This window comes from Providencia sp. PROV156 (assembly GCF_028480905.1).
GTDB lineage: Bacteria > Pseudomonadota > Gammaproteobacteria > Enterobacterales > Enterobacteriaceae > Providencia > Providencia hangzhouensis.
The window spans coordinates 74829-94737 of the sequence record NZ_JAMPPE010000004.1; the positions used below are offsets into that span (position 1 = coordinate 74829).

Sequence of the window (19909 nt, forward strand, 5' to 3'; positions counted from 1 at the left end):
GATAACAACTATGTGGTAAATAATTCTTATTTATTCTTTAAAATCATTGGCTTCTAAATCGTGTCGACCAAGTAATTTGTAAAATTCTGTGCGGTTTCGCCCTGCCATTCGGGCAGCTTGGGTGACATTCCCTTTTGTCATTTGTAATAACTTACGTAAATAATTCAATTCAAATTGATTACGAGCTTCAACAAATGTCGGCAAGGCCGTATTTTCACCTTGAAGCGCTTGGCTAACGAGTGCTTCGCTGATAACAGGAGACGTTGTTAATGCAACGCATTGTTCAATAACATTAACTAATTGACGAACATTGCCCGGCCAACTCGCTGTTATTAAGCACTTCATGGCGTCACTGGAAAAACTACGCACGAAAGGTTTATGCCGTGATGCAGATTCACGCAATAGATGATTTGCTAATAATGGAATATCTTCAGAACGTTCATTTAACGCAGGAATACGCAGATTAACCACATTTAAGCGATAATAGAGGTCCTCACGAAACTCATTTTTTTCCATCGCTTTAGGCAAATTCCGGTGAGTTGCGGAGAGAATTCGCACGTCAATATCTAAATCGCGGTTACTACCTAAAGGGCGAACTTTGCGTTCTTGCAATACTCGCAATAATTTAACCTGCAATGGCATTGGCATATCGCCAATCTCATCTAAAAATAACGTACCACCGCTGGCTGCAAAGAATAACCCTTCGCGGTTACTTACTGCGCCGGTAAAAGCCCCTTTAGCATGACCAAATAATTCAGACTCTAATAATTGTTCAGGTAATGCACCGCAGTTAATGGCAATAAACGGCTTACGTGCCCTAGGGCTAGCTTTATGAATAGCCTGAGCTAAAACCTCTTTACCTGTACCACTTTGCCCATTAATTAGCACGCTAACATCAGATTGTGCCACCATATGCGCTTGTTCTAATAGCCGAATCATTAAGGGGCTACGCGTGACTATACCAGCGCTCCACTCCTCATCGCTAATCGGTGTCGAAGAGAGCGCGAGAGCTTCATCGATTGCTTTATATAATGCGTCTTTATCTACTGGCTTAGTTAAAAAACTAAATACGCCTCGTTGTGTTGCCGCGACGGCATCAGGGATAGAACCATGAGCAGTGAGTATGATAACTGGCATGTTTGGATGGGCTTTTTGTATCTCATCGAAAAGCGCCATACCATCCATTTCATCCATGCGTAAATCGCTGATCACTAAATCTAATTTTTCTTTTTGTAAGATTTTTAGTGCTTCAGGGCCGCTTTCTGCTGTAGTGACTTTAAAACCTTCACTACTCAAGCGCATACCTAACAATTTAAGAAGGCTCGGGTCATCGTCAACTAGCAATAAATTTGCTGACTTACGATTCGTCATTTTTGTTCATTCTCCGATGAATTTTGCTCTACTGGAGAAGATGCGCTGCTATCAGGCTTTGGCTCTTCTGAGGAAATAGGCTTATCTCCTTCAACCCCATTCTCTACATCTTTTTCGGTTTCGTTGGTGCTTTTCTTACGAGAAGAAAGCTGGCGTTCAATATCCGTTAAATTTTCAAGCTTACGGGAGGTCGTATTCAGTTCAAAAGCCAATTTAGCATTATCTTCCTTTAGACGGTCGAGTTTTGTATCCATTTCTTGCTGTAGGCGTTTATAACGAACCCCTGCATCTGACAGATTGATAATTTGTACTTGTTGCTCACGCCATAATTGTAATAATGGACGTACCCCTGTGGGAAAATTCAAACTGTACGTATTTATGCTATCAAGCATTTTACGGCGCTCTGCAATAGACGGGTCAGCAGAATTCAACAAAATATTTTGTTGAAATGCACTCGACCAATTTGTTACGTCTATTTTACCTGCATCTTCACGTGCTTGACTGGTTTCCGTGCGATCTGCGCAGTCCATCATTCGTAACCAAAATAATGCATTTTCCCGTGCAGTTGGCTGGTCATTGTTCCAAATAGATTCACATGATGTATAACGGTAGTCTGTGACTTTAACTTCAGGCACAACAACTTGCGCCAGAGTTTCGAGTGGTGACTGACCATTTTTTACTACACATCCACTTAAAATTAGGGAAAATAAAACCGCCCCAAAATTGAGCCCTGTACGTCTCATCACATAAGGTACTCTTTGGTTATATTTACTTAACGATGCGTTACGGTAAAGTACCGCCCAAACACCTGTAGACCGATTTACCATTATTCATTCTCTGCGGTTAGAGGCAGTTCAATTCTAAAACAGACATCTGCTGATTTGTTGGGAACGAGAGAAAGTTCTCCCCCCATTTGTTTAATACAATCTTGCGCAATACTCAGCCCTAGCCCACTTCCTTTGACAGCTCCTTTTCTTTGTAGTGAACCTTGATAGAACGGCTCAAAAATCATACTTTGCTCAGACTCAGGAATTGGCGTCCCCGTATTCGCAACTTCAATCAGAAGCTTATTACCTGTTTGGCGACTAGAGATCCAAATATTACCTGATTCGCCACCATAGTGCACCGCATTGGAGTAGATATTATCAATAACTCGTCCTAAAAGTGAGGGTTCGGCTAAACAGCTGTCCACTTTTAAACGCACTTCTGTTTTAATATTTTTAGCCCGTGCCGGTAAATTATGTGCTTTAACAATATCTTCAATGAGCTTTTGTAAATCAACAATTTGTGCTTCTGGCGGGTCATCGACAAGCTTACGATTATAATCAAGTAATTGCTCAATAAGTTGCTGAAGATGCTTACTGCTGTGATCAAGAATTTCTACAACTTCTTTTTGAGACACTGTTAATGGCCCTGCCACCTCATCAGCGAGTAATTCTGTTCCTTCACGCATGCTTGCAAGAGGTGTTTTTAATTCATGTGAAATATGGCGTAGAAACTCGTGGCGCTGTGATTCAAGCCATGCGAGTCGTTCACTTAACCAAATAATCCGCTGTGCGATTGTCCGTAGCTCCCTAGGGCCTTTAAAGCGTTCAATATTATTCGCAATTGTACGCCCAGTACCGAGACGGTTAATCATTCGTTCGATAGCTTTAACTGGGCCAATAATCATCCGAGTGAATAATGCCACTAGCAATGCGCTTAATAAGAATAAAATTAAGCTTTGCCAACCAAATAGTTGGCCTTTATTCGCAATCGCTTTTTGCAGCTGTTCCCCACGGCTAAAAATCACATCACGAGTTTCTTGCACTAATGAGGCATTTTCGGCAGAAAATTGTTCTAAAGCCCGTGTGATTTTTTCTGTCGGTTCATTGTTTTCACACGCAACCGTTTTAAGTACATCCAAAGTCTTAGTCAATGCAGAAGTGTCTGTCGAGGTAGGTAAGATCGTTCGCTGACGTTCAAACATTTGCTGGTAGTCTGCAAACTGTTTCTGATATTGAGTATGCAATGTAGCATCTTGCAAAACACAATATTGACGATAGCTCCGTTCCATTTCTAAGGCGAGGCTACTCATCACTTCACTACGCCGTGCGTCAAGCAACGTGGTTTTATTGATATTGGCAGCTTGGTTACTCAGTTGCTCTAGGCTTTGATATGCCTGATAGGCTAATACTAATAAAGGAAGTAATACAAGCCAGAAAGCCATCACAACTAGTTGACGCAAGGAGCGAGGGAAAAAACGCCATTTACTCAATACATTCATCTCATACCCATTAAACGTATTGCAATGGTAGCAGAACTCCCTGTAATGCGAAAAGCACAATCCAAATTCTGTGTCCCATAGCGTTAAAATCAGACTAAGTGTAACAATCAAAAAGCAATGAACGTGCCAAGTTAATTGGTAAAAAATGATAATTTTCAGATAGGTATGTTCATCGCTCCGGATGTTCCTTTTTCGCATAAACGAAAGCATAAAAGAATCGATAGGTCTTACTAAATGAATTCTTTCGTCTTTTCTTTAGTTTTTTCTTTAAAAATAAAACACTCAGCTATGCTCTAAATAATTCGGATTGCAGCTAGGCGCCAAGTGAAGATATCTCTAGGAGCATACAAAAGTATGTGACTAGAGTGGCTGAACGCAGGTAACAACGCTGCGGTTCGAAGTATGACGGGCATAGGGCGGCAAGAGAGGAATCTCTATGAAACATACAATAGCATGTGACTAGAGTAGCTGAACGCAGGTAACAACGCTGCGGTTCGAAGTATGACGGGCATAGGGCGGCAAGAGAAGATATCTCTATGAAACATACAAAAGTATGTGACTAGAGTAGCTGAACGCAGGTAACAACGCTGCGGTTCGAAGTATGACGAGCATAAAACAGGAAGGCGGGATGAAGTATTGACCTTCACCCCGCCAGCGATAACAACTTCTATAATGCTTTTTATATGATTATGTCTTTACATTAAAGATAATCATATAGGTGGTGCCTCACTCCACGTGTCGCCCTGTGTTTGATAAGGCCCGAAGGCGAATATCTATGCTGTTGGACGGTAGGCACCTTACTTTGGCGTCATTCTTGGTTTATGTGGTATGTACCCAACTAATTTTGGACCTACATAAGAAGTTGAATGAGCAACTGAATGTTATTATGCACAAGTCGTGCCAACTTTTCAAGAAATTTTATATCTACATGATTAAAAACAAAATTTATTTTTAATCCCACTTTAGCTACTTTTTAATACACCGTACCCGCTTACTGTTTTTTCTTAAGTGTCGCTAATTTATGACACCCGATTAGCTCATTTTCAAATACCTTAAATATCAATAAGATAAATGTCGCCTTTTGGAGACACGGCTATAGTGTGTTTGTCTCTTATTTAAGACACTGTCGTTTAATCACACATTAAATATACACTTAATATAAATTAAATTAGAATAATTAATGATTTACCGTAAGGCACTAATTAAGATAGAGAGCAAGACAACAATATATAACTGATATATTTGACTTTGGTTAAATCCATCTATAATAAAAACAGCAGAGATACTTTACCAATCATTATATTTTATTGTTACTTTCTCGTTTAAGGTGTATTTATGAATAAAATGCCCTCATTACCTATGCAGGATCTTCAACCAGCTTTACATATTTTAGAGCAATCTATTGGCTATTTATACCAAGCTGCACTACGTGCCGCGGTGAAACTGCGTATTGCAGAAGCATTACAATCAGGTTCAAAAACAGCTGAAGAACTCGCCAAAGAAACGGGAGCAAATCCCCGAGAACTCACTCGATTATTACGATTATTAGCCACTAAAGATATTTTTAAGCTAACCCCTGATAACAAATTTGACCTCACACCCGCCGCACAATATTTATCTGAAAAGAATACGTTTTCATTACGGCAAGCGGTATTGATGTTTACTGACCCTTCGTTCTGGTTACCCGCAGGCGAGTTACACCGCAGCGCGTTTGAGCCCCATTTGTTTAACAGCATGTTTGGAATGAGTTTTTATGAATATTGGGATGAACGAATTACTGATAGTGATAATTTCCACGAAGGCATTTCGTCTGTAAGTAAATTAGAAAATGCATTTGTCGTAGAAAGTTATAGTTTCCCAGATAACGCTCTCGTTGCAGACATTGGCGGCGGCTGTGGTGGGTTACTTTTAGAGGTTATGAAAGCAAATTTAACATTAAAAGGTATATTATTTGATAAAGCCCAAGTATTAGAAAAACATATTTTTAATCAACTAGATGACCCCACACGTTGGAGCATCCAAGCTGGCTCATTTCTTGAAGCCTGCCCTGAAGCTGATATTTATTTACTCAAGTATATTACTCATAATTGGTCAGATACTGTTGCAATAAAGATACTTAAAACAATTAGAAAGTCGATGAGTCCTAACTCTAAGTTACTAATCATTGAAAATATTGTTACCAACGACAATCACCCCCACTTCAGTAAAAATATGGATTTAGTACAGATGGTTTTATTTGATGAAGGCCATGAACGCACAGAAACTGAGTTCAATTCACTGCTAAATCAAGCAAACTTACAATTAAAACAAATTATTTCAACACAATGTCATATTTCCATTATTGAAGCATACCCCATTTAACGTCCGCTATCCTGCTTTATACAATCAAAGCACTAAAGCAGGATAATGAAAGAAAATACCTGATGAATATCAGAATTTTAAATTATGTTAGTAGCTTATCCCTGTTCGTCTTGCTATAAGATTTCCCACACCCTACTCATCAAATTGATAAAAAATATGATAAAAATCGCGTTAGTTGATGACCATATCGTTGTGCGTTCTGGCTTCGCACAACTATTAACACTTGAACCTGATATTTCGGTTATCGGGCAATATGCTAATGCTCAAGAAGCTTGGCCTAATTTGCTTAATTTAGATATTGATGTTGCCATCATGGATATTTCGATGCCAGATGAGAACGGCCTGCAACTTTTATCACGGTTGCGCCAAAAAAAGCCGGATTTTCGCACCATTATCTTGAGTATTTATGATACCCCCGCTTTTGTGCAAAGTGCTTTAGATGCTGGAGCCAGTGCGTATTTAACTAAACGCTGTGGCCCTGAAGAATTAGTGCAAGCGGTTCGCTCAGTACACCAAGGAGGCTGCTACCTATGCGCCGATGCCATGAGAGCGTTACGCCACTCACCCCAACAGCAGCAAAGTCTACAAGAACTCACGCCTCGGGAACGGGAAGTGTTTGATTTATTAGTTGCTGGCTTGAGTGTAAAAGTGATCGCAGAGCAACTTGAATTAAGCCATAAAACTGTGCATGTGCATCGTGCAAATATATTAGGCAAATTACAATGCGAAAATACCATCGACCTTGTTCATTACGCGTTAGAACATAACCTAATATCAAGGTAATTTAGGTATGAATAAAAGCTTGCGTTTAACACTGCAATCCATCTTTCTATTTTTTACCTATTCTCTGTTATGGATTGGGTTGTGGATCATCGGCTTTTATTTAAGTCAAAACAGTTTTCAAGCAACTTTATTTCTTCCACAAGGCTTGCGTCTAGCATTGATGATTATCCTGTGGCGACGTTACTGGCCAACACTAATACTCAGTGAAGGGATATTAAATTTTTGGTTATCATCAGAGCAATTGCTCTTCCAACCTGTTTTACTGTTATCGCCATTATTGAGTCTCGGTGTTGCCTTCGTCATTCAAAACATTTGGTGGCGCTATACGTTATATTGGCAACGATTACTATTATTGCTCGCAGGTGTCGCCGCAAATAGTGTATTACATGCTTTATTATTCAGTGGGTTATCATCTTATTCCATTAGCCAATTATTCCTAACAACATTCACAGGAGGAATACTACTTTCTCCTTTTGTTTACCTTATTTATGAATATCTCCACGAGCAGCACTACCAAATGCTCCTTGATTATGGAACGCCAGATAAACAATTACGAACATCCTTAATTGTTTGGTGTTTTCTATTTTGTGTCGTTGGGCTGAGTGCCCAAGTCTTTTTTGCCCCCGAAATTGAGCGGTTAATTGTCCTACTCGTCTTTATTCCTAATGTTTTTATGGCCTATCGCTATGGTTGGCAGGGTGGCGTACTTTCTGCGTTATTAGGCAGTTTAATTATTACTTTTGCACGACAGTTTCACGGTGCCTTTGTTGATTTAGAAGAGCTAGAAATGTTTCTCAGTTCCCAAGCCTTAATTGGCATTGGGCTTGGGATAGCAATTAGCCGACAAAAACAACTGGCGAGTAACCTACAACGCTATCGACAACGCTTAGAGCAAGAGCTAAAAGCGCGACGCGACTTAATGTTACAACTCGTTCATACCGAGGAAGATATCAAAAAAGCGATTGCTCGCGAGTTGCATGATGAAATTGGGCAAAATATTACTGCCATCCAAATTCAGTCAATGCTAGTGAAAAAAACAGCGTCTGACGACATCAGCCACCAAGCAGCAAGTCAAATAAATGAACTAGCTCAGCAAATTCACCAATCTACGCGGCAATTATTGCGCCAATTGCGGCCTCCCGTATTGGATGAAATGTCCCTTGAAAATGCACTTAAGCACTTAATTACTGAATTTTCTTTTCCACAGAATAATATTCAATGTCACTTTCATTATGGCTTACAAGAAACGCCGATCAATGAAACGGTTTTATTTACACTTTATCGCCTCGTCCAAGAATTACTTAACAATATCAGTAAACATGCAAAAGCCACACAAATTCACATATCTCTTAAGCAAATAGGTGACTCGATCCAGCTAGTTGTTGATGATAATGGTGTTGGCATTCCATTTAGCAAACGCACGAGTGGCTTTGGTTTGCGCGGTATTGAGGAGCGAGTTCGTGCCTTAGGTGGTGACTGGACATTGACCACACAAAACGGAACACAAATAAGTGTTAACTTGCCCACATTTTGAGATAAAACATCGCAAAACTAGGAATAATTCCTAGCCCCCTAATACCTTCTCTCATCCTTTTTGTTAAAAACTTGATTACATTTTGCCTAACAAGAGAAACCGCCCTATGACAGGTAAAGACACCTTGAGTCTGGATAACACGTATCGTTTTTGGCGTCGCCGCTTAATGCTATCAATGATTATTGGTTATGCCACTTTTTACCTTACGCGAAAGAGTTTTAACTTCGTGATGCCTGTCATGCAAAACGAGCTGTTTCTCGATAAAAGCGATATTGGCTGGATAGCGACTGCATTTTATTTAACCTACGGTATTTCTAAGTTTTTATCGGGAATTTTCCACGATATCACCGGATACCGTTGGTTTATGGGTGTCGGCTTAGTGATGACAGGGCTACTAAATATTATTTTTGCCTATTGCTTATCGTTTCCGGCGTTATTAATCGTGTGGACACTAAATGGCTTTTTTCAAGGCTGGGGCTGGCCACCTTGCGCACGCATTCTAACGCACTGGTATTCACGCAATGAACGTGGGTTTTGGTGGGGGCTGTGGAATATTTCCATCAACCTAGGGGGAATGTTACTGCCTCTGCTAACGGCATTATTGGCAACCCAGTACAGCTGGCAAATGGCATTAATTGTCCCTGGCGTTATTGGAGTCATCATTGGGTTATGGCTGTGCCGCCAATTACGTGGCACACCACAAGAAGAACAGCTTCCAAGCGTGGGGCAATGGCGACAAGATGTGTTGGAGTTACGCCAAGAGCGTTTGTCCCCTCCCATGCCAATGTTAACGATTTTAAAAGATGCCATTATTTTTAACCGTATGATTTGGTTACTGGGTTTCTCCTATATTTTGGTTTATCTCATTCGCATGGCGATAAACGATTGGGGGAATTTATGGTTAACAGAGAAACATGGCACTAATTTACTCAGTGCAAATGCAACATTATCGTTATTTGAATTGGGGGGATTATTAGGTGCTCTCTGCTCTGGCTGGGGCTCTGATATCCTATTTCGCGGCCAACGAGCGCCAATGATCCTACTGTTTTCTTTGGGGCTTTGTGTCTCAGTTAGCGCCTTATGGTTAACACCAATTCATCACTACGCTTTATTGGCTGTATGTTTCTTTGCTATCGGATTTTTTGTGTTTGGACCGCAAATGTTAATCGGCTTAGCTGCAACAGAATATTGTCATAAAAAAGCAGCTGGGGCGGTAACGGGCTATCTTGGATTGTACGCCTATTTAGGGGCGGCAATTGCGGGATGGCCACTCTCTCAAGTCATTGCACATTATGGTTGGTCAGGGATGTTTTCTTTACTGGCTAGTGCTGCGGCTTTGATGGGATTACTGCTAATGCCTCTATTGATTGCCAATGTCAGCAAGCGAGAGCATTTAGCAGGCACTGTTTCACCCTCTGATAATAAAACCTGAATAAAGGACTGAAAATGAAACTGAAAACTCTCTCTACGCTCATCGCTGCTGGTTTATCGCTAGCGGCTATTTCTACCACTGCAAATGCTGCGGGCCGTTTGGTTGTTTACTGTAGCGCCACTAACGCCATGTGTGAAACTGAAACGCAAGCTTTTGCGAAAAAATACGATGTCAAAACCACCTTTGTACGTAACGGTTCTGGTAGTACTTTAGCAAAAATTGAGGCTGAAAAACGTAACCCACAAGCTGACGTGTGGTATGGCGGTACATTAGACCCTCATTCACAAGCAGGAGAAATGGATTTACTTGAGCCATACAAGTCGCCAAATCTGTCTGAAATTATGCCGCAGTTCCAAGACCCAGCAAAACGTAAAGGTAATTATTCTTCCGCAGTTTACATCGGTATTTTAGGCTTCGGTGTCAATAAAGACCGCTTAAAAGAAAAAGGTTTGCCGATCCCAACTTGCTGGAAAGATTTAACAAAACCTGAGTATAAAGGCGAAATTCAAATCGCAGACCCACAAAGTTCAGGAACTGCTTATACTGCATTAGCCACTTTCGACCAATTATGGGGAAATGAGCAAGCCTTTGATTATCTAAAAAAATTAAATGCTAACATATCACAATATACCAAGTCAGGTATTGCTCCAGCACGTAATGCGGCTCGTGGTGAGTCGGCAATTGGTATTGGCTTCTTGCATGATTATTCATTAGAAGTGGAAAACGGTGCGCCGTTAGAACTCATCGCCCCTTGTGAAGGAACAGGCTATGAAATCGGCGGGATCAGTATCCTGAAAAACGCGCGTAATATGGACAACGCCAAATTATTCGTTGATTTCGTCTTATCGAAAGAAGCTCAAGAGCTGAGCTGGAAAGAAGGGAAATCTTACCAAATCTTAACCAACACAACGGCAGAATCCTCGCCTATTTCATTAAAACTCAATGATTTGAACCTAATTAATTACGATATGGATAAATACGGTGATGCTGACGTCCGTAAAAACCTTATCAATAAATGGGTTACTGAAGTCAAAATGAGCAAATAGCATTAAGTGCGGCGTTAACTCGCCGCACTGAGCACTTACTTAACTAAAATAAAAAATTAATTTAATTAAGCTTCGAGTTATGAGCGTTGTCACTAGGCGGCAAGTGACGTTATCCCTAGGAGCATACATAAGTATGTGACTAGGGTAACGGAGTGAAGCCAGCACCGTGACAGCGCAAAATATGACGAGCTTAGGGGGAACTATGTCTCAAACCCTAACCTTATCGACCCCAACCAAAAAGGATAGCATATTCTTTTGGTTGCTGATTGCATGGCTAGGTTTCGCGTTACTACCTTCTTGGAGCCTAGACTATGGCGTACTTGATTCAACACAAGACGAGATCATAGCGGCTTACGGTTGGAGTAGCCTAAACATTAGTTGGCTTTGGTATTTATTACCTTCTATTTTATTTATTCGCCCGTTAACACCAGCGGATCGTTATCATAAAACACGGCATTACGTCGATATTGGCGTGGCTGTTATCACCGCCGCCGTGGTGATCTTAACCTCCTACTTTGAAGGAAAAGGGTTAGGTTACTCAGCTATTGTGCTATTTATCGCCTTGGGAATGGTGATGACATTGGCGTTAACCCGCCTTGAGTGGCTCGGTGGAGACCAGTTTGTTATTGGCTCACTGATCACCGTTGTTGCTTTAATAACCCTGTTTATTGTGTTCCCAAGTGTCGCTATTTTTATCCCGATGTTTACTGATGGAAACGGAGACTTTGCGCCATTCGCCTTTGTGGCAATTTTGACACAATCGCATATTGTTCAAGTTATTATTAACTCTGTATTTTTATCGTTAGCAGTAGGGGCTGGCTGTACTTTCTTTGGTTTAATTTTAGCCATTTATACGACGCGTATTGCTAAACGATCCGCCATCATTGGCCGTGTTTTTTCTATTTTGCCTATCGTCACTCCCCCATTTGTCGTCGGTCTAGGGGTCACATTGATGATGGGGCGTTCAGGGTATATTACCGAATTCCTTGCTACCTATATGGGCCTTGAAAATACCAACTGGCTATATGGCTTTACGGGAATTTGGTTAGCGCAAGTGCTAGCATTCACCCCGATGTCATTCATGATTTTAGATGGTGCGATTAAAACCATTCACCCATCTTTAGAAGAAGCATCTTATACATTGCGTGCCAACCGTTACCAAACTTTCTTTAATGTATTTATGCCATTACTGAAACCTGCTTTGGCAAACGCATTTTTAATCGTCATAGTGCAATCATTGGCTGACTTTAGTAACCCATTAGTTTTAGGTGGCAACTTCGACGTACTCGCGACGCAAATTTACTTCTATATCACTGGGTCGCAGTTAGATTATCAAGCCGCCAGTACCTTGGGTGCGTCACTACTAGTGTTCTCACTATTAGTATTCTGCGTTCAGTATATGTGGATAGGCAAACGCTCCTATGTCACTGTGTCAGGGAAATCTTACCGTGGTGATGTTCAACCATTACCGACATCGTTAATTGCCACTGTAACGACCTTCTTAGCTATTTGGGTTGCATTTAACATATTGTTATACGGTAGTATTTTCTACGGTAGCTTTACCGTGAACTGGGGTGTTGATTACACATTAACCTTAGATAATTTTATTAAATTATTTGGTCAGGGTATGAGCGATGGTGCATGGCCGTCATTGTTAGATACGCTTCTGTATGCAGGTATTGCGGCACCTATTACCGCGATCCTTGGTTTACTAATTGCCTATATCGTAGTTCGCCAAGACTTCCGTGGTAAAAAGACCATCGAATTCACGACGATGTTGTGTTTTGCGGTTCCAGGTACCGTGGCAGGTGTGTCATACATTTTAGCCTTTAACGACTCACCGTTTTATTTAACGGGAACGGCTGCCATCGTCATTATTTCAATGACCATGCGTAACGTCCCTGTGGGTATCCGTGCTGGTATTGCAGGTTTAGGGCAAATTGATAAATCATTGGATGAAGCGTCACTCAGCTTACGAGCGGGTTCAATGCGTACCATCTTCTTTATCCTGTTACCCTTGTTGCGCCCAGCCATTTTATCGGCGCTGATTTATAGCTTTGTCCGTGCGATCACCACTGTCAGTGCGATTGTATTCTTGGTTACTCCAGATACTCGCGTCGCAACGGCTTATATTTTGAACCGTGTTGAAGACGGTGAATATGGCGTTGCCATTGCCTATGGCTCAATCCTGATTGTCGTAATGTTGGCAATTATTTTCTTATTTGACTATTTGATTGGCGAAGCCCGTGTTTCACGTTCCAAAGCCAAAAATGCACAGTAATCATGGAGTAACTGACATGACACAACATCATTTTGTTGAACTAAAAAATGTGACTAAACGCTTTGGCAACAATACCGTCATCGATGATTTAAGTCTTTCAATTCCGCAAGGTAGCATGGTGACCCTACTCGGCCCATCAGGCTGCGGTAAAACCACCGTATTGCGTTTAGTGGCTGGCTTAGAAAAACCGACTGAAGGCCGTATGTTTATTGACGGTGAAGATGTGACAGACCGTTCCATTCAACAACGCGATATCTGTATGGTTTTCCAATCTTACGCCCTGTTCCCGCATATGTCCTTGGGGGACAACGTGGGTTATGGCTTAAAAATGTTAGGATTACCCAAAGCCGAAATAAAAAAACGAGTTGACGAGGCATTAGAATTAGTTGATTTAGCTGGTTTTGCTGACCGCTTTGTCGACCAAATTTCTGGGGGACAACAGCAACGAGTTGCCTTAGCTCGCGCATTGATCCTTAAGCCAAAAGTGCTGTTATTCGATGAGCCATTAAGTAACTTGGATGCAAATTTACGTCGTAGCATGCGTGAAAAAATCCGTGAGTTACAGCAGCAGTTTAATATCACCTCTTTGTATGTTACCCATGACCAAAGCGAGGCCTTTGCGGTTTCGGATATGGTGTTGGTCATGAATAAAGGGAAAATCATGCAACTCGGCTCACCGCAAGAGCTCTACCGCCAGCCAGCCTCAAAATTTATGGCGAGCTTTATGGGGGATGCCAATATTTTCCCTGCGACACTCAGTGCGGATTCCGTGGATATTTTCAATTATCGCTTACCACGCCCAGAACAGTTTGTTACTGATAAAACCGCGGTAACTGTGGGGGTTCGTCCTGAAGCTATCACGCTGAGTTTACAAGGTGAAGACAGCCAACGCTGTACAGTGACTCATGTTGCTTATATGGGGCCTCAATATGAAGTCACTGTTGATTGGCATGGTCAATCAATGTTACTGCAAATTAATGCCACTCAATTACAACCTTCTGTCGGGGAAAACCTCTATTTGCAGATCCACCCATACGGCATGTTTATTCTTGAGTAATATCCCACTCTTTGAATAATACAAAATGTCATTAGGTAACAAGGGAAACTTAGCATTGTGAATAGCACATTCTCCCTTCACCCATAAGGGCGGAGGGGGAATGTGCCCCATAAGAAAATAATCACTAAAAGCATATTATCGGTGACTTCAATATCAATTTTTATTTTTTTCTGAAAGTACAATTAACATACTTAACAAAATAAATAACATACCGATTATCATCGAAATTGTCATTGTCTCATCTAAAAGATAGGATGAAATCATCACACTAATGATTGGTGAAATAAGAATTGAGTATGATGAAAGCTTTGCGCCACCATACTCTATCATATAATACCAAAGAACATAAACAATCACGCCATTAGCTATCCCCATATAGATAATTGGTATATATACACTCATAAAAAATTCAGAATGTATATTACTCAATATGTTTAAATCAACATTTAAACATGGAATTAATAAAATAAAAAAACAAATGATACTATATTTTGATAAAATACTTTTGAAGTTAGGTTTATTTTCATGGTAATTTTTTCAGATAAAATAGTTCCTAGTGCCCACATAAATGCACTTAATAAAATTATCATTTCACCAATACTTATACCAACTGGTGATATAAAGATAAAAATACCACTAATGCATAACAAAGATACAAATACTGACCGAGTTTCAATATGTTTATTTATTACACCCAATACAACTGTTGCCATTACTGGCATTGTATAAACAAGTACAGATGCCTTTACCGCTTCTGTATACTTTAACGCCAAACTATTTAATATAGGAACTAAAAAAACATTTAAAAAACCAAGTGGGATACTGTTTACAAACTCTCGAAAATTAAACCGACACCGACTAAAAAAGAAAAAAACAAAGCACAAAAAAATAACTGAAATAATTAGGGAGTAGATTCTAAAAGCCCAAACACCTACTTGGTCAATCGCTAGTTTTGATATAGGAAATGCACTCCCCCATATGAATGATATTAAAATAGCACAAAAAAGTACTTTAATTTGCTTCATTATACCTCACAACTAATGCCATTCTTTTACTTGTTCTATTAGATGTCACTGTGGAAACGAAATGTGGGATTTTTCTTTTTTTTGTATCAAAAATTAAAATATTTAAATATGACGGGATAAAAGTATCTAAAATTGTCTTTTTATCCTTATCTAAAATCATCGTTAATCCTCCATAATTTGCTTCCCATTCCTTTGTTAGGTTAATTACAATACCTATCCCATCATCGGAGTCACAATGTGTAGTTAGAAAATCATCTTTATCAAACTTGCTTAAGTACATGTTTGATATAATATTTACTTTACTTCCTGTTAGGTTTTCTAAAAAGTTTTTAAATTTAACATCATTAACAACTGAAATTAAATCAGCAAAAATTATTTTTATTGAATCAGATAAGTTATCTACATTGATAACACTAACATTAGAAAATATTAAATTAAGACAGTCAACGTCAGTAGATTAATAAAAAATAATGCCACATAGATAATAAATATATTGGCAATACATATTATTTGAATATATATATTTTTTAAATAAAATAAAAAAACAGCGTCTAAGTTTCCTTAAACGCTGCTTTTAATAGCAGGATTAATTATAAAAACGCTTTATATGGCAATTCAGGTTCATTTTTGAAAATATCACTAAAGCCACGGAAATGTTGATAATGCATGCGGTCTTTATCTGTTGGATAAGTATATTTCCCACCCACTTGCCAGAAGAACGGGGCAAATTTATATTGCAAACGCTCTTTTTTCATATTCCACAAGACTTCAATTTCCCGCGGATCATTTTGGAAGTTAGCCCAAATATCATGGTGGAATGGAATAACCCGCTCGCAATCTAATGACTCTGCCGCACGTAAAATATCGGATGACGTCATTTTATCGGTCACACCACGTGGGTTCTCTCCATAGGAAAGCAATGCCACATCAATCTGATAACGGTTACCGTGAGCCGCATAATAGTTTGAATAATGTGAATCGCCTGAATGATAAATAGAGCCACCTGTTGTTTCAATCAGGTAATTCACTGCACGTGAATCCATACCATCTAAAATTTGCTTATCATAAGAAGAAACACCCTGTGGCAATGTCACTAGTGCCGTGCGGTCAAATGAGTCTAACACACGGATTTTCATATCCCCCACTTCCAGTACATCACCGACTTTGGCAACAACGCAACGTTCGGTTGGTACTCCCCATTTTATCCATAAATCCACACAAGCTTGAGGGCCAATAAATTTAACGTGGTCACCACAGTTTTGCATTACCGCAGCAGCGACATTGACATCGATATGGTCAGCATGGTCATGAGAGGCTAAAATCGCATCAACTTCTTTAATTGCAAACGGATCTAAAGGGAAAATCGCAGTACGTAAGTTTGGTTGTAGCGCTTCAACACCGCCCATACGCATCATTTGGTGTTGCTTATTCATGAGTGGATTTTTTTGCGTTTTTTTCCCTGTTCCACACCAAAAATCGATACAAACATTGGTATTTCCCTCACTCTTTAACCAAATACCTGTGCACCCCAGCCACCACATTGAAAAGGTATTGGGTTCAACAACCGTTTTTTCAATTTCTTCATTTAGCCACGTTCCCCACTCAGGAAACGTACTTAAAATCCAAGATTCACGTGTGATTTCATTTACTTTGCTCATAGTAACAATACCTTTTCTAGAATTTTAGATGTAGGGAGCCTGATGCCTTAATCGAGAAATTAAGGCATGGCAGCTGAATTTGTCTATATTAAAAAATCAGGTATTCGACGGAATTAAACCAGTATCACTCGCGTGCCCTGCTCGGCAATCGCTTTGATAACCTCAGCATTGGCATTTCTTCCAGTGATAAGAACATCTATCTTATTAGCTGGGCAAAATAACATTCCCGTTCGATGACCCACTTTGGAACTGTCTACAACAACGACTAATTTATCAATTTGGTCAAGCATTTGCTGCTCTGCTACCGCAGTTAACATATCCGCTTTGTATAAGCCAGCTTCCGTTAATCCTTTACCTGAAGTAAACATCCAGTTACCGGCATAGCCCATTAACGTGTTCAAAGCAGGATTCAAAAAAATGTTTTGTGCTTTGTTATACTGCCCACCGATTAAAATGACGTCATCATGGTCTTGGTCAATCAAATAACTCGCTAATGGAAAATAATTCGTCACAATTTGCACGTTTTTACCGCACAACTGCTGCCCTAACATAAACGCGGTTGAACCACAGTTAATTACAGCGCTTTCTCCCGGAAGACAAAGTTCTGCCGCTTTAATTGCGATTTCAGACTTTTCTTCATAGTGCTCAGTACTATTGATGTTTAACGGTGTCCACTTACGCTTTTTATTTTCAATACGTTCTGCACCATTACGGACTTTTCGCAATTTACCTTGCCCATCTAACTTTGAAATATCACGACGAGCAGTTGCAGGAGACACACTAAATTGTTCGGTTATATGAGAAACATTGATCACTCGATGCGTTTCCAATAACGACAATATTTCATTGTGTCTTTGCACTTCATTCATAATCATCGCCTTATTAGTTAATAATCACGACCATGATGACATATGACTCAAAATGATTACTAGTGATTAGTTTTGATTCTATTTATCTCATCTAATATTGTCAACCTTTGCTTATGCAAAAAAACAATATTTGATTCAAGTAAAAATATCACATTGATACATATGGATATTTTAAATATTACGTGATCAAGTCGCCATTTATTTATTTTTTTACTGGTAAAAAAACAGACAAATGCAAACAATCATAAAAGAGCAATTCGTGATTACATATGATCACATTTGATTTTTGCGGGATTGTTTAACCCCTTTAAATGATTATATCGCAATAACACCAGATACGATCAATATGAATCATCTCTGACCCAGATAAATTACAAATACAATTTGATTAGAGGTAAAAATATGGATTTTTTATACGACGCTTTCTATATTTTTTACAGCCAAGTAATGACAAAAGCGCCTCTATTATTAGGCTTAGTCACATTTATTGGTTATTGGCTATTAAAGCGCGATGGCACGACAATCCTCAAAGGGACAATCAAAACGATTGTTGGTTTTATGCTAGTTGGCGTTGGAGCCAGTACTTTAGTTTCCAGTTTTAAACCCGTAATAGAAAAAATGTCTGAATACCATGGACTTACGGGCTCAGTTATTGATCCATATACGTCAATGATGGCGACAATGGAAGCCATGGGTGATAACTATTCTTGGGTGGGCTATACCGTTTTATTAGCTCTCGCAATTAATATTGTTTTAGTCCTTTTTCGCCGCGTCACGGGTATTCGTACCATTATGTTGACAGGGCATATTATGTTTCAACAAGCAGGCCTAATCGCTGTTTTCTATTTTGTGCTCGGCTCAAGCATGTGGGAAACCATTTTGTATTCTGCGGTATTAATGGCGCTGTATTGGGGAATTTCTTCCAATATTATGTTTAAGCCAACGCAAGAAGTCACTGGCGGTGCCGGTTTTTCTATCGGCCACCAGCAGCAGTTTGCCTCATGGATAGCAACCAAAGTTTCCCCGAAATTGGGGGATAGAAAAGACAGTGTTGATAATTTAAAACTGCCCAAATGGCTGCATATCTTCCATGACAGTATTTCCGCTACTGCCATTGTGATGACCTTATTCTTTGGTGTGATCTTAATTTCCTTTGGTATACCTAATCTGCAAACCATGGCAGGGACCACCCACTGGACCATTTATATTATTGAAACAGGTTTAAAATTTGCCGTTGCTATCCAAATCATTGTTACGGGTGTGCGAATGTTTGTTGCTGAGCTTTCTGAGGCCTTTAAAGGGATCTCCGAACGTGTCATTCCCAACGCTGTGCTCGCTATCGATTGTGCGGCAATCTACGCTTTCTCACCTAATGCGATGGTGTTTGGCTTTATGTGGGGGGCAATTGGGCAATTTGTTGCCGTTCTGGGTATGTTGGCATTTAACTCGCCAATTATGATTATTCCTGGTTTTATCCCAATGTTTTTCTCCAACGCCACTATTGGTATCTTTGCAAACCATTTTGGCGGCTGGAAAGCGGTTATGAAAGTCTGTTTTGTCATGGGCGTTATCGAGATATTAGGTTCCGCTTGGGCCATTGATCTTATCAATCGACAAGGTACTGAATTTAGCGGTTGGATGGGAATGGCCGACTGGGCATTAGCTTTCCCTGTCATTATGCAAGGTTTGTCTTTCTCTAAAATGTTCTTCTTTGTGGTTGTCGCCCTCTCCTTTGTCTATATGTACTTTGCCGCAAAAAAATTACGCGCTGAAGAAGACGCACAAAGTCCAACCAAAACTGAAATTCAGATCAATGAGAAAGCTGAAGCAGCCCCACTTGAAAATAGCGGCGCTAAACCTGTACGTATCTTAGCAGTTTGCGGTAATGGACAAGGCTCGTCAATGATGATGAAAATGAAAATTGGCCAGTATCTTGAGAAAAAAGGGATCCCACACATCATGGACTCCTGCGCCGTATCTGACTATAAATCAAAATTAACAGCCACTGATATTATCGTTTCCTCTAAGCATTTAAGCTCAGAAATGGACCCCGGTGATGGGAAATTTGTGCTTGGCGTACAAAATATGCTCAACCCTAACTCATTTGGTGATGAACTACTCGATATCATACATACTAATTTTATCGGAAATAAATAGCCTAAGTCATAGGAATAGATATCGCTCATAACGGTATCTACTCCCTTAACGTTGAAAAATAGGAAGGCA

The 19909-nt window shown here is 39.9% G+C and carries 16 protein-coding genes; 8 read left to right on the top strand and 8 right to left on the bottom strand.

Annotated features, from left to right (window positions below; genetic code table 11):
- Window positions 1-30 precede the first annotated feature (30 nt).
- The 3 genes from glrR to PSF31_RS03945 are packed head-to-tail and all read right to left on the bottom strand — an operon-like array spanning window position 31 to window position 3637.
- Window positions 31-1371: a two-component system response regulator GlrR gene (gene glrR / locus PSF31_RS03935; protein ID WP_004264938.1), complete on the bottom strand. Its 1341-nt coding sequence runs from the start codon at window positions 1369-1371 to the stop codon at window positions 31-33.
- A complete protein-coding gene (gene qseG / locus PSF31_RS03940) occupies window positions 1368-2198 on the bottom strand; it encodes a two-component system QseEF-associated lipoprotein QseG (RefSeq protein ID WP_004264939.1) in 831 nt (276 codons plus the stop codon). The genes glrR and qseG overlap by 4 nt, the downstream gene beginning before the upstream one ends.
- Window positions 2198-3637: a sensor histidine kinase gene (locus PSF31_RS03945; RefSeq protein ID WP_036959006.1), complete on the bottom strand. Its 1440-nt coding sequence runs from the start codon at window positions 3635-3637 to the stop codon at window positions 2198-2200. Before PSF31_RS03945 ends, qseG begins: the two co-directional genes overlap by 1 nt.
- 1335 nt (window positions 3638-4972) lie before the next feature.
- Between PSF31_RS03945 and PSF31_RS03950 the strand changes: the two genes are divergently transcribed.
- The 7 genes from PSF31_RS03950 (at window position 4973) to fbpC (ending at window position 14131) form a co-directional block, all read left to right on the top strand.
- On the top strand, window positions 4973-5998 hold the full coding sequence (locus PSF31_RS03950; protein ID WP_096863440.1) for a methyltransferase: 1026 nt from the start codon (window positions 4973-4975) through the stop codon (window positions 5996-5998).
- A 156-nt stretch (window positions 5999-6154) separates the two neighbouring features.
- Window positions 6155-6781, top strand: coding sequence for a response regulator transcription factor (locus PSF31_RS03955; protein WP_096863439.1), 627 nt, complete (start codon window positions 6155-6157; stop codon window positions 6779-6781).
- Between the two features lie 7 nt (window positions 6782-6788).
- Window positions 6789-8315, top strand: a complete 1527-nt coding sequence (locus PSF31_RS03960; protein WP_096863438.1) for an MASE1 domain-containing sensor histidine kinase — start codon at window positions 6789-6791, stop codon at window positions 8313-8315.
- A 106-nt stretch (window positions 8316-8421) separates the two neighbouring features.
- Window positions 8422-9747, top strand: coding sequence for an MFS transporter family glucose-6-phosphate receptor UhpC (gene uhpC, locus PSF31_RS03965; protein WP_036959008.1), 1326 nt, complete (start codon window positions 8422-8424; stop codon window positions 9745-9747).
- Window positions 9748-9761: 14 nt separating this feature from the next.
- Complete coding sequence (locus PSF31_RS03970; RefSeq protein ID WP_004264950.1) at window positions 9762-10793, top strand: ABC transporter substrate-binding protein; 1032 nt, start codon at window positions 9762-9764, stop codon at window positions 10791-10793.
- Between the two features lie 202 nt (window positions 10794-10995).
- Complete coding sequence (locus PSF31_RS03975; RefSeq protein WP_096863437.1) at window positions 10996-13074, top strand: ABC transporter permease; 2079 nt, start codon at window positions 10996-10998, stop codon at window positions 13072-13074.
- A 16-nt stretch (window positions 13075-13090) separates the two neighbouring features.
- A complete protein-coding gene (fbpC, locus tag PSF31_RS03980; RefSeq protein ID WP_036959014.1) occupies window positions 13091-14131 on the top strand; it encodes a ferric ABC transporter ATP-binding protein in 1041 nt (346 codons plus the stop codon).
- Between the two features lie 153 nt (window positions 14132-14284).
- Here the strand turns inward: fbpC and PSF31_RS03985 are convergent, their stop codons facing one another.
- The 5 genes from PSF31_RS03985 to ulaR form a co-directional block, all read right to left on the bottom strand.
- Window positions 14285-14560: an EamA family transporter gene (locus PSF31_RS03985; RefSeq protein WP_232062900.1), complete on the bottom strand. Its 276-nt coding sequence runs from the start codon at window positions 14558-14560 to the stop codon at window positions 14285-14287.
- A 29-nt stretch (window positions 14561-14589) separates the two neighbouring features.
- Window positions 14590-15156 carry a DMT family transporter gene (locus PSF31_RS03990; protein ID WP_232062901.1) on the bottom strand — a complete coding sequence of 189 codons (567 nt, stop codon included), beginning with the start codon at window positions 15154-15156 and terminating at the stop codon, window positions 14590-14592.
- A complete protein-coding gene (locus PSF31_RS03995; protein ID WP_094961698.1) occupies window positions 15143-15436 on the bottom strand; it encodes a 2OG-Fe(II) oxygenase family protein in 294 nt (97 codons plus the stop codon). The genes PSF31_RS03990 and PSF31_RS03995 overlap by 14 nt, the downstream gene beginning before the upstream one ends.
- 310 nt (window positions 15437-15746) lie before the next feature.
- Entirely contained in the window at window positions 15747-16814 is a 1068-nt protein-coding gene (gene ulaG / locus PSF31_RS04000; RefSeq protein ID WP_004264959.1) for an L-ascorbate 6-phosphate lactonase, read from the bottom strand.
- 113 nt (window positions 16815-16927) lie between these two features.
- On the bottom strand, window positions 16928-17683 hold the full coding sequence (gene ulaR, locus PSF31_RS04005) for an HTH-type transcriptional regulator UlaR (protein ID WP_036959016.1): 756 nt from the start codon (window positions 17681-17683) through the stop codon (window positions 16928-16930).
- Between the two features lie 402 nt (window positions 17684-18085).
- Here ulaR and PSF31_RS04010 point away from each other — a divergent pair, with 402 nt between their 5' ends.
- Window positions 18086-19840, top strand: coding sequence for a PTS ascorbate-specific subunit IIBC (locus PSF31_RS04010; protein WP_004264961.1), 1755 nt, complete (start codon window positions 18086-18088; stop codon window positions 19838-19840).
- The last annotated feature ends 69 nt before the right edge of the window (window positions 19841-19909 follow it).

Excerpts from the sequence above, each read along its gene's own strand:
- PSF31_RS04010 (WP_004264961.1), top strand. The coding sequence starts at position 18,086 with ATGGATTTTTTATACGACGCTTTCTATATTTTTTACAGCCAAGTAATG.
- PSF31_RS03995 (WP_094961698.1), bottom strand. The coding sequence starts at position 15,436 with ATGTACTTAAGCAAGTTTGATAAAGATGATTTTCTAACTACACATTGT.
- glrR (WP_004264938.1), bottom strand. The coding sequence starts at position 1,371 with ATGACGAATCGTAAGTCAGCAAATTTATTGCTAGTTGACGATGACCCG.
- ulaR (WP_036959016.1), bottom strand. The coding sequence starts at position 17,683 with ATGAATGAAGTGCAAAGACACAATGAAATATTGTCGTTATTGGAAACG.
- qseG (WP_004264939.1), bottom strand. The coding sequence starts at position 2,198 with ATGGTAAATCGGTCTACAGGTGTTTGGGCGGTACTTTACCGTAACGCA.
- PSF31_RS03970 (WP_004264950.1), top strand. The coding sequence starts at position 9,762 with ATGAAACTGAAAACTCTCTCTACGCTCATCGCTGCTGGTTTATCGCTA.
- ulaG (WP_004264959.1), bottom strand. The coding sequence starts at position 16,814 with ATGAGCAAAGTAAATGAAATCACACGTGAATCTTGGATTTTAAGTACG.
- PSF31_RS03975 (WP_096863437.1), top strand. The coding sequence starts at position 10,996 with ATGTCTCAAACCCTAACCTTATCGACCCCAACCAAAAAGGATAGCATA.
- fbpC (WP_036959014.1), top strand. The coding sequence starts at position 13,091 with ATGACACAACATCATTTTGTTGAACTAAAAAATGTGACTAAACGCTTT.
- PSF31_RS03955 (WP_096863439.1), top strand. The coding sequence starts at position 6,155 with ATGATAAAAATCGCGTTAGTTGATGACCATATCGTTGTGCGTTCTGGC.
- PSF31_RS03945 (WP_036959006.1), bottom strand. The coding sequence starts at position 3,637 with ATGAATGTATTGAGTAAATGGCGTTTTTTCCCTCGCTCCTTGCGTCAA.
- PSF31_RS03950 (WP_096863440.1), top strand. The coding sequence starts at position 4,973 with ATGAATAAAATGCCCTCATTACCTATGCAGGATCTTCAACCAGCTTTA.
- uhpC (WP_036959008.1), top strand. The coding sequence starts at position 8,422 with ATGACAGGTAAAGACACCTTGAGTCTGGATAACACGTATCGTTTTTGG.
- PSF31_RS03990 (WP_232062901.1), bottom strand. The coding sequence starts at position 15,156 with ATGAAGCAAATTAAAGTACTTTTTTGTGCTATTTTAATATCATTCATA.
- PSF31_RS03960 (WP_096863438.1), top strand. The coding sequence starts at position 6,789 with ATGAATAAAAGCTTGCGTTTAACACTGCAATCCATCTTTCTATTTTTT.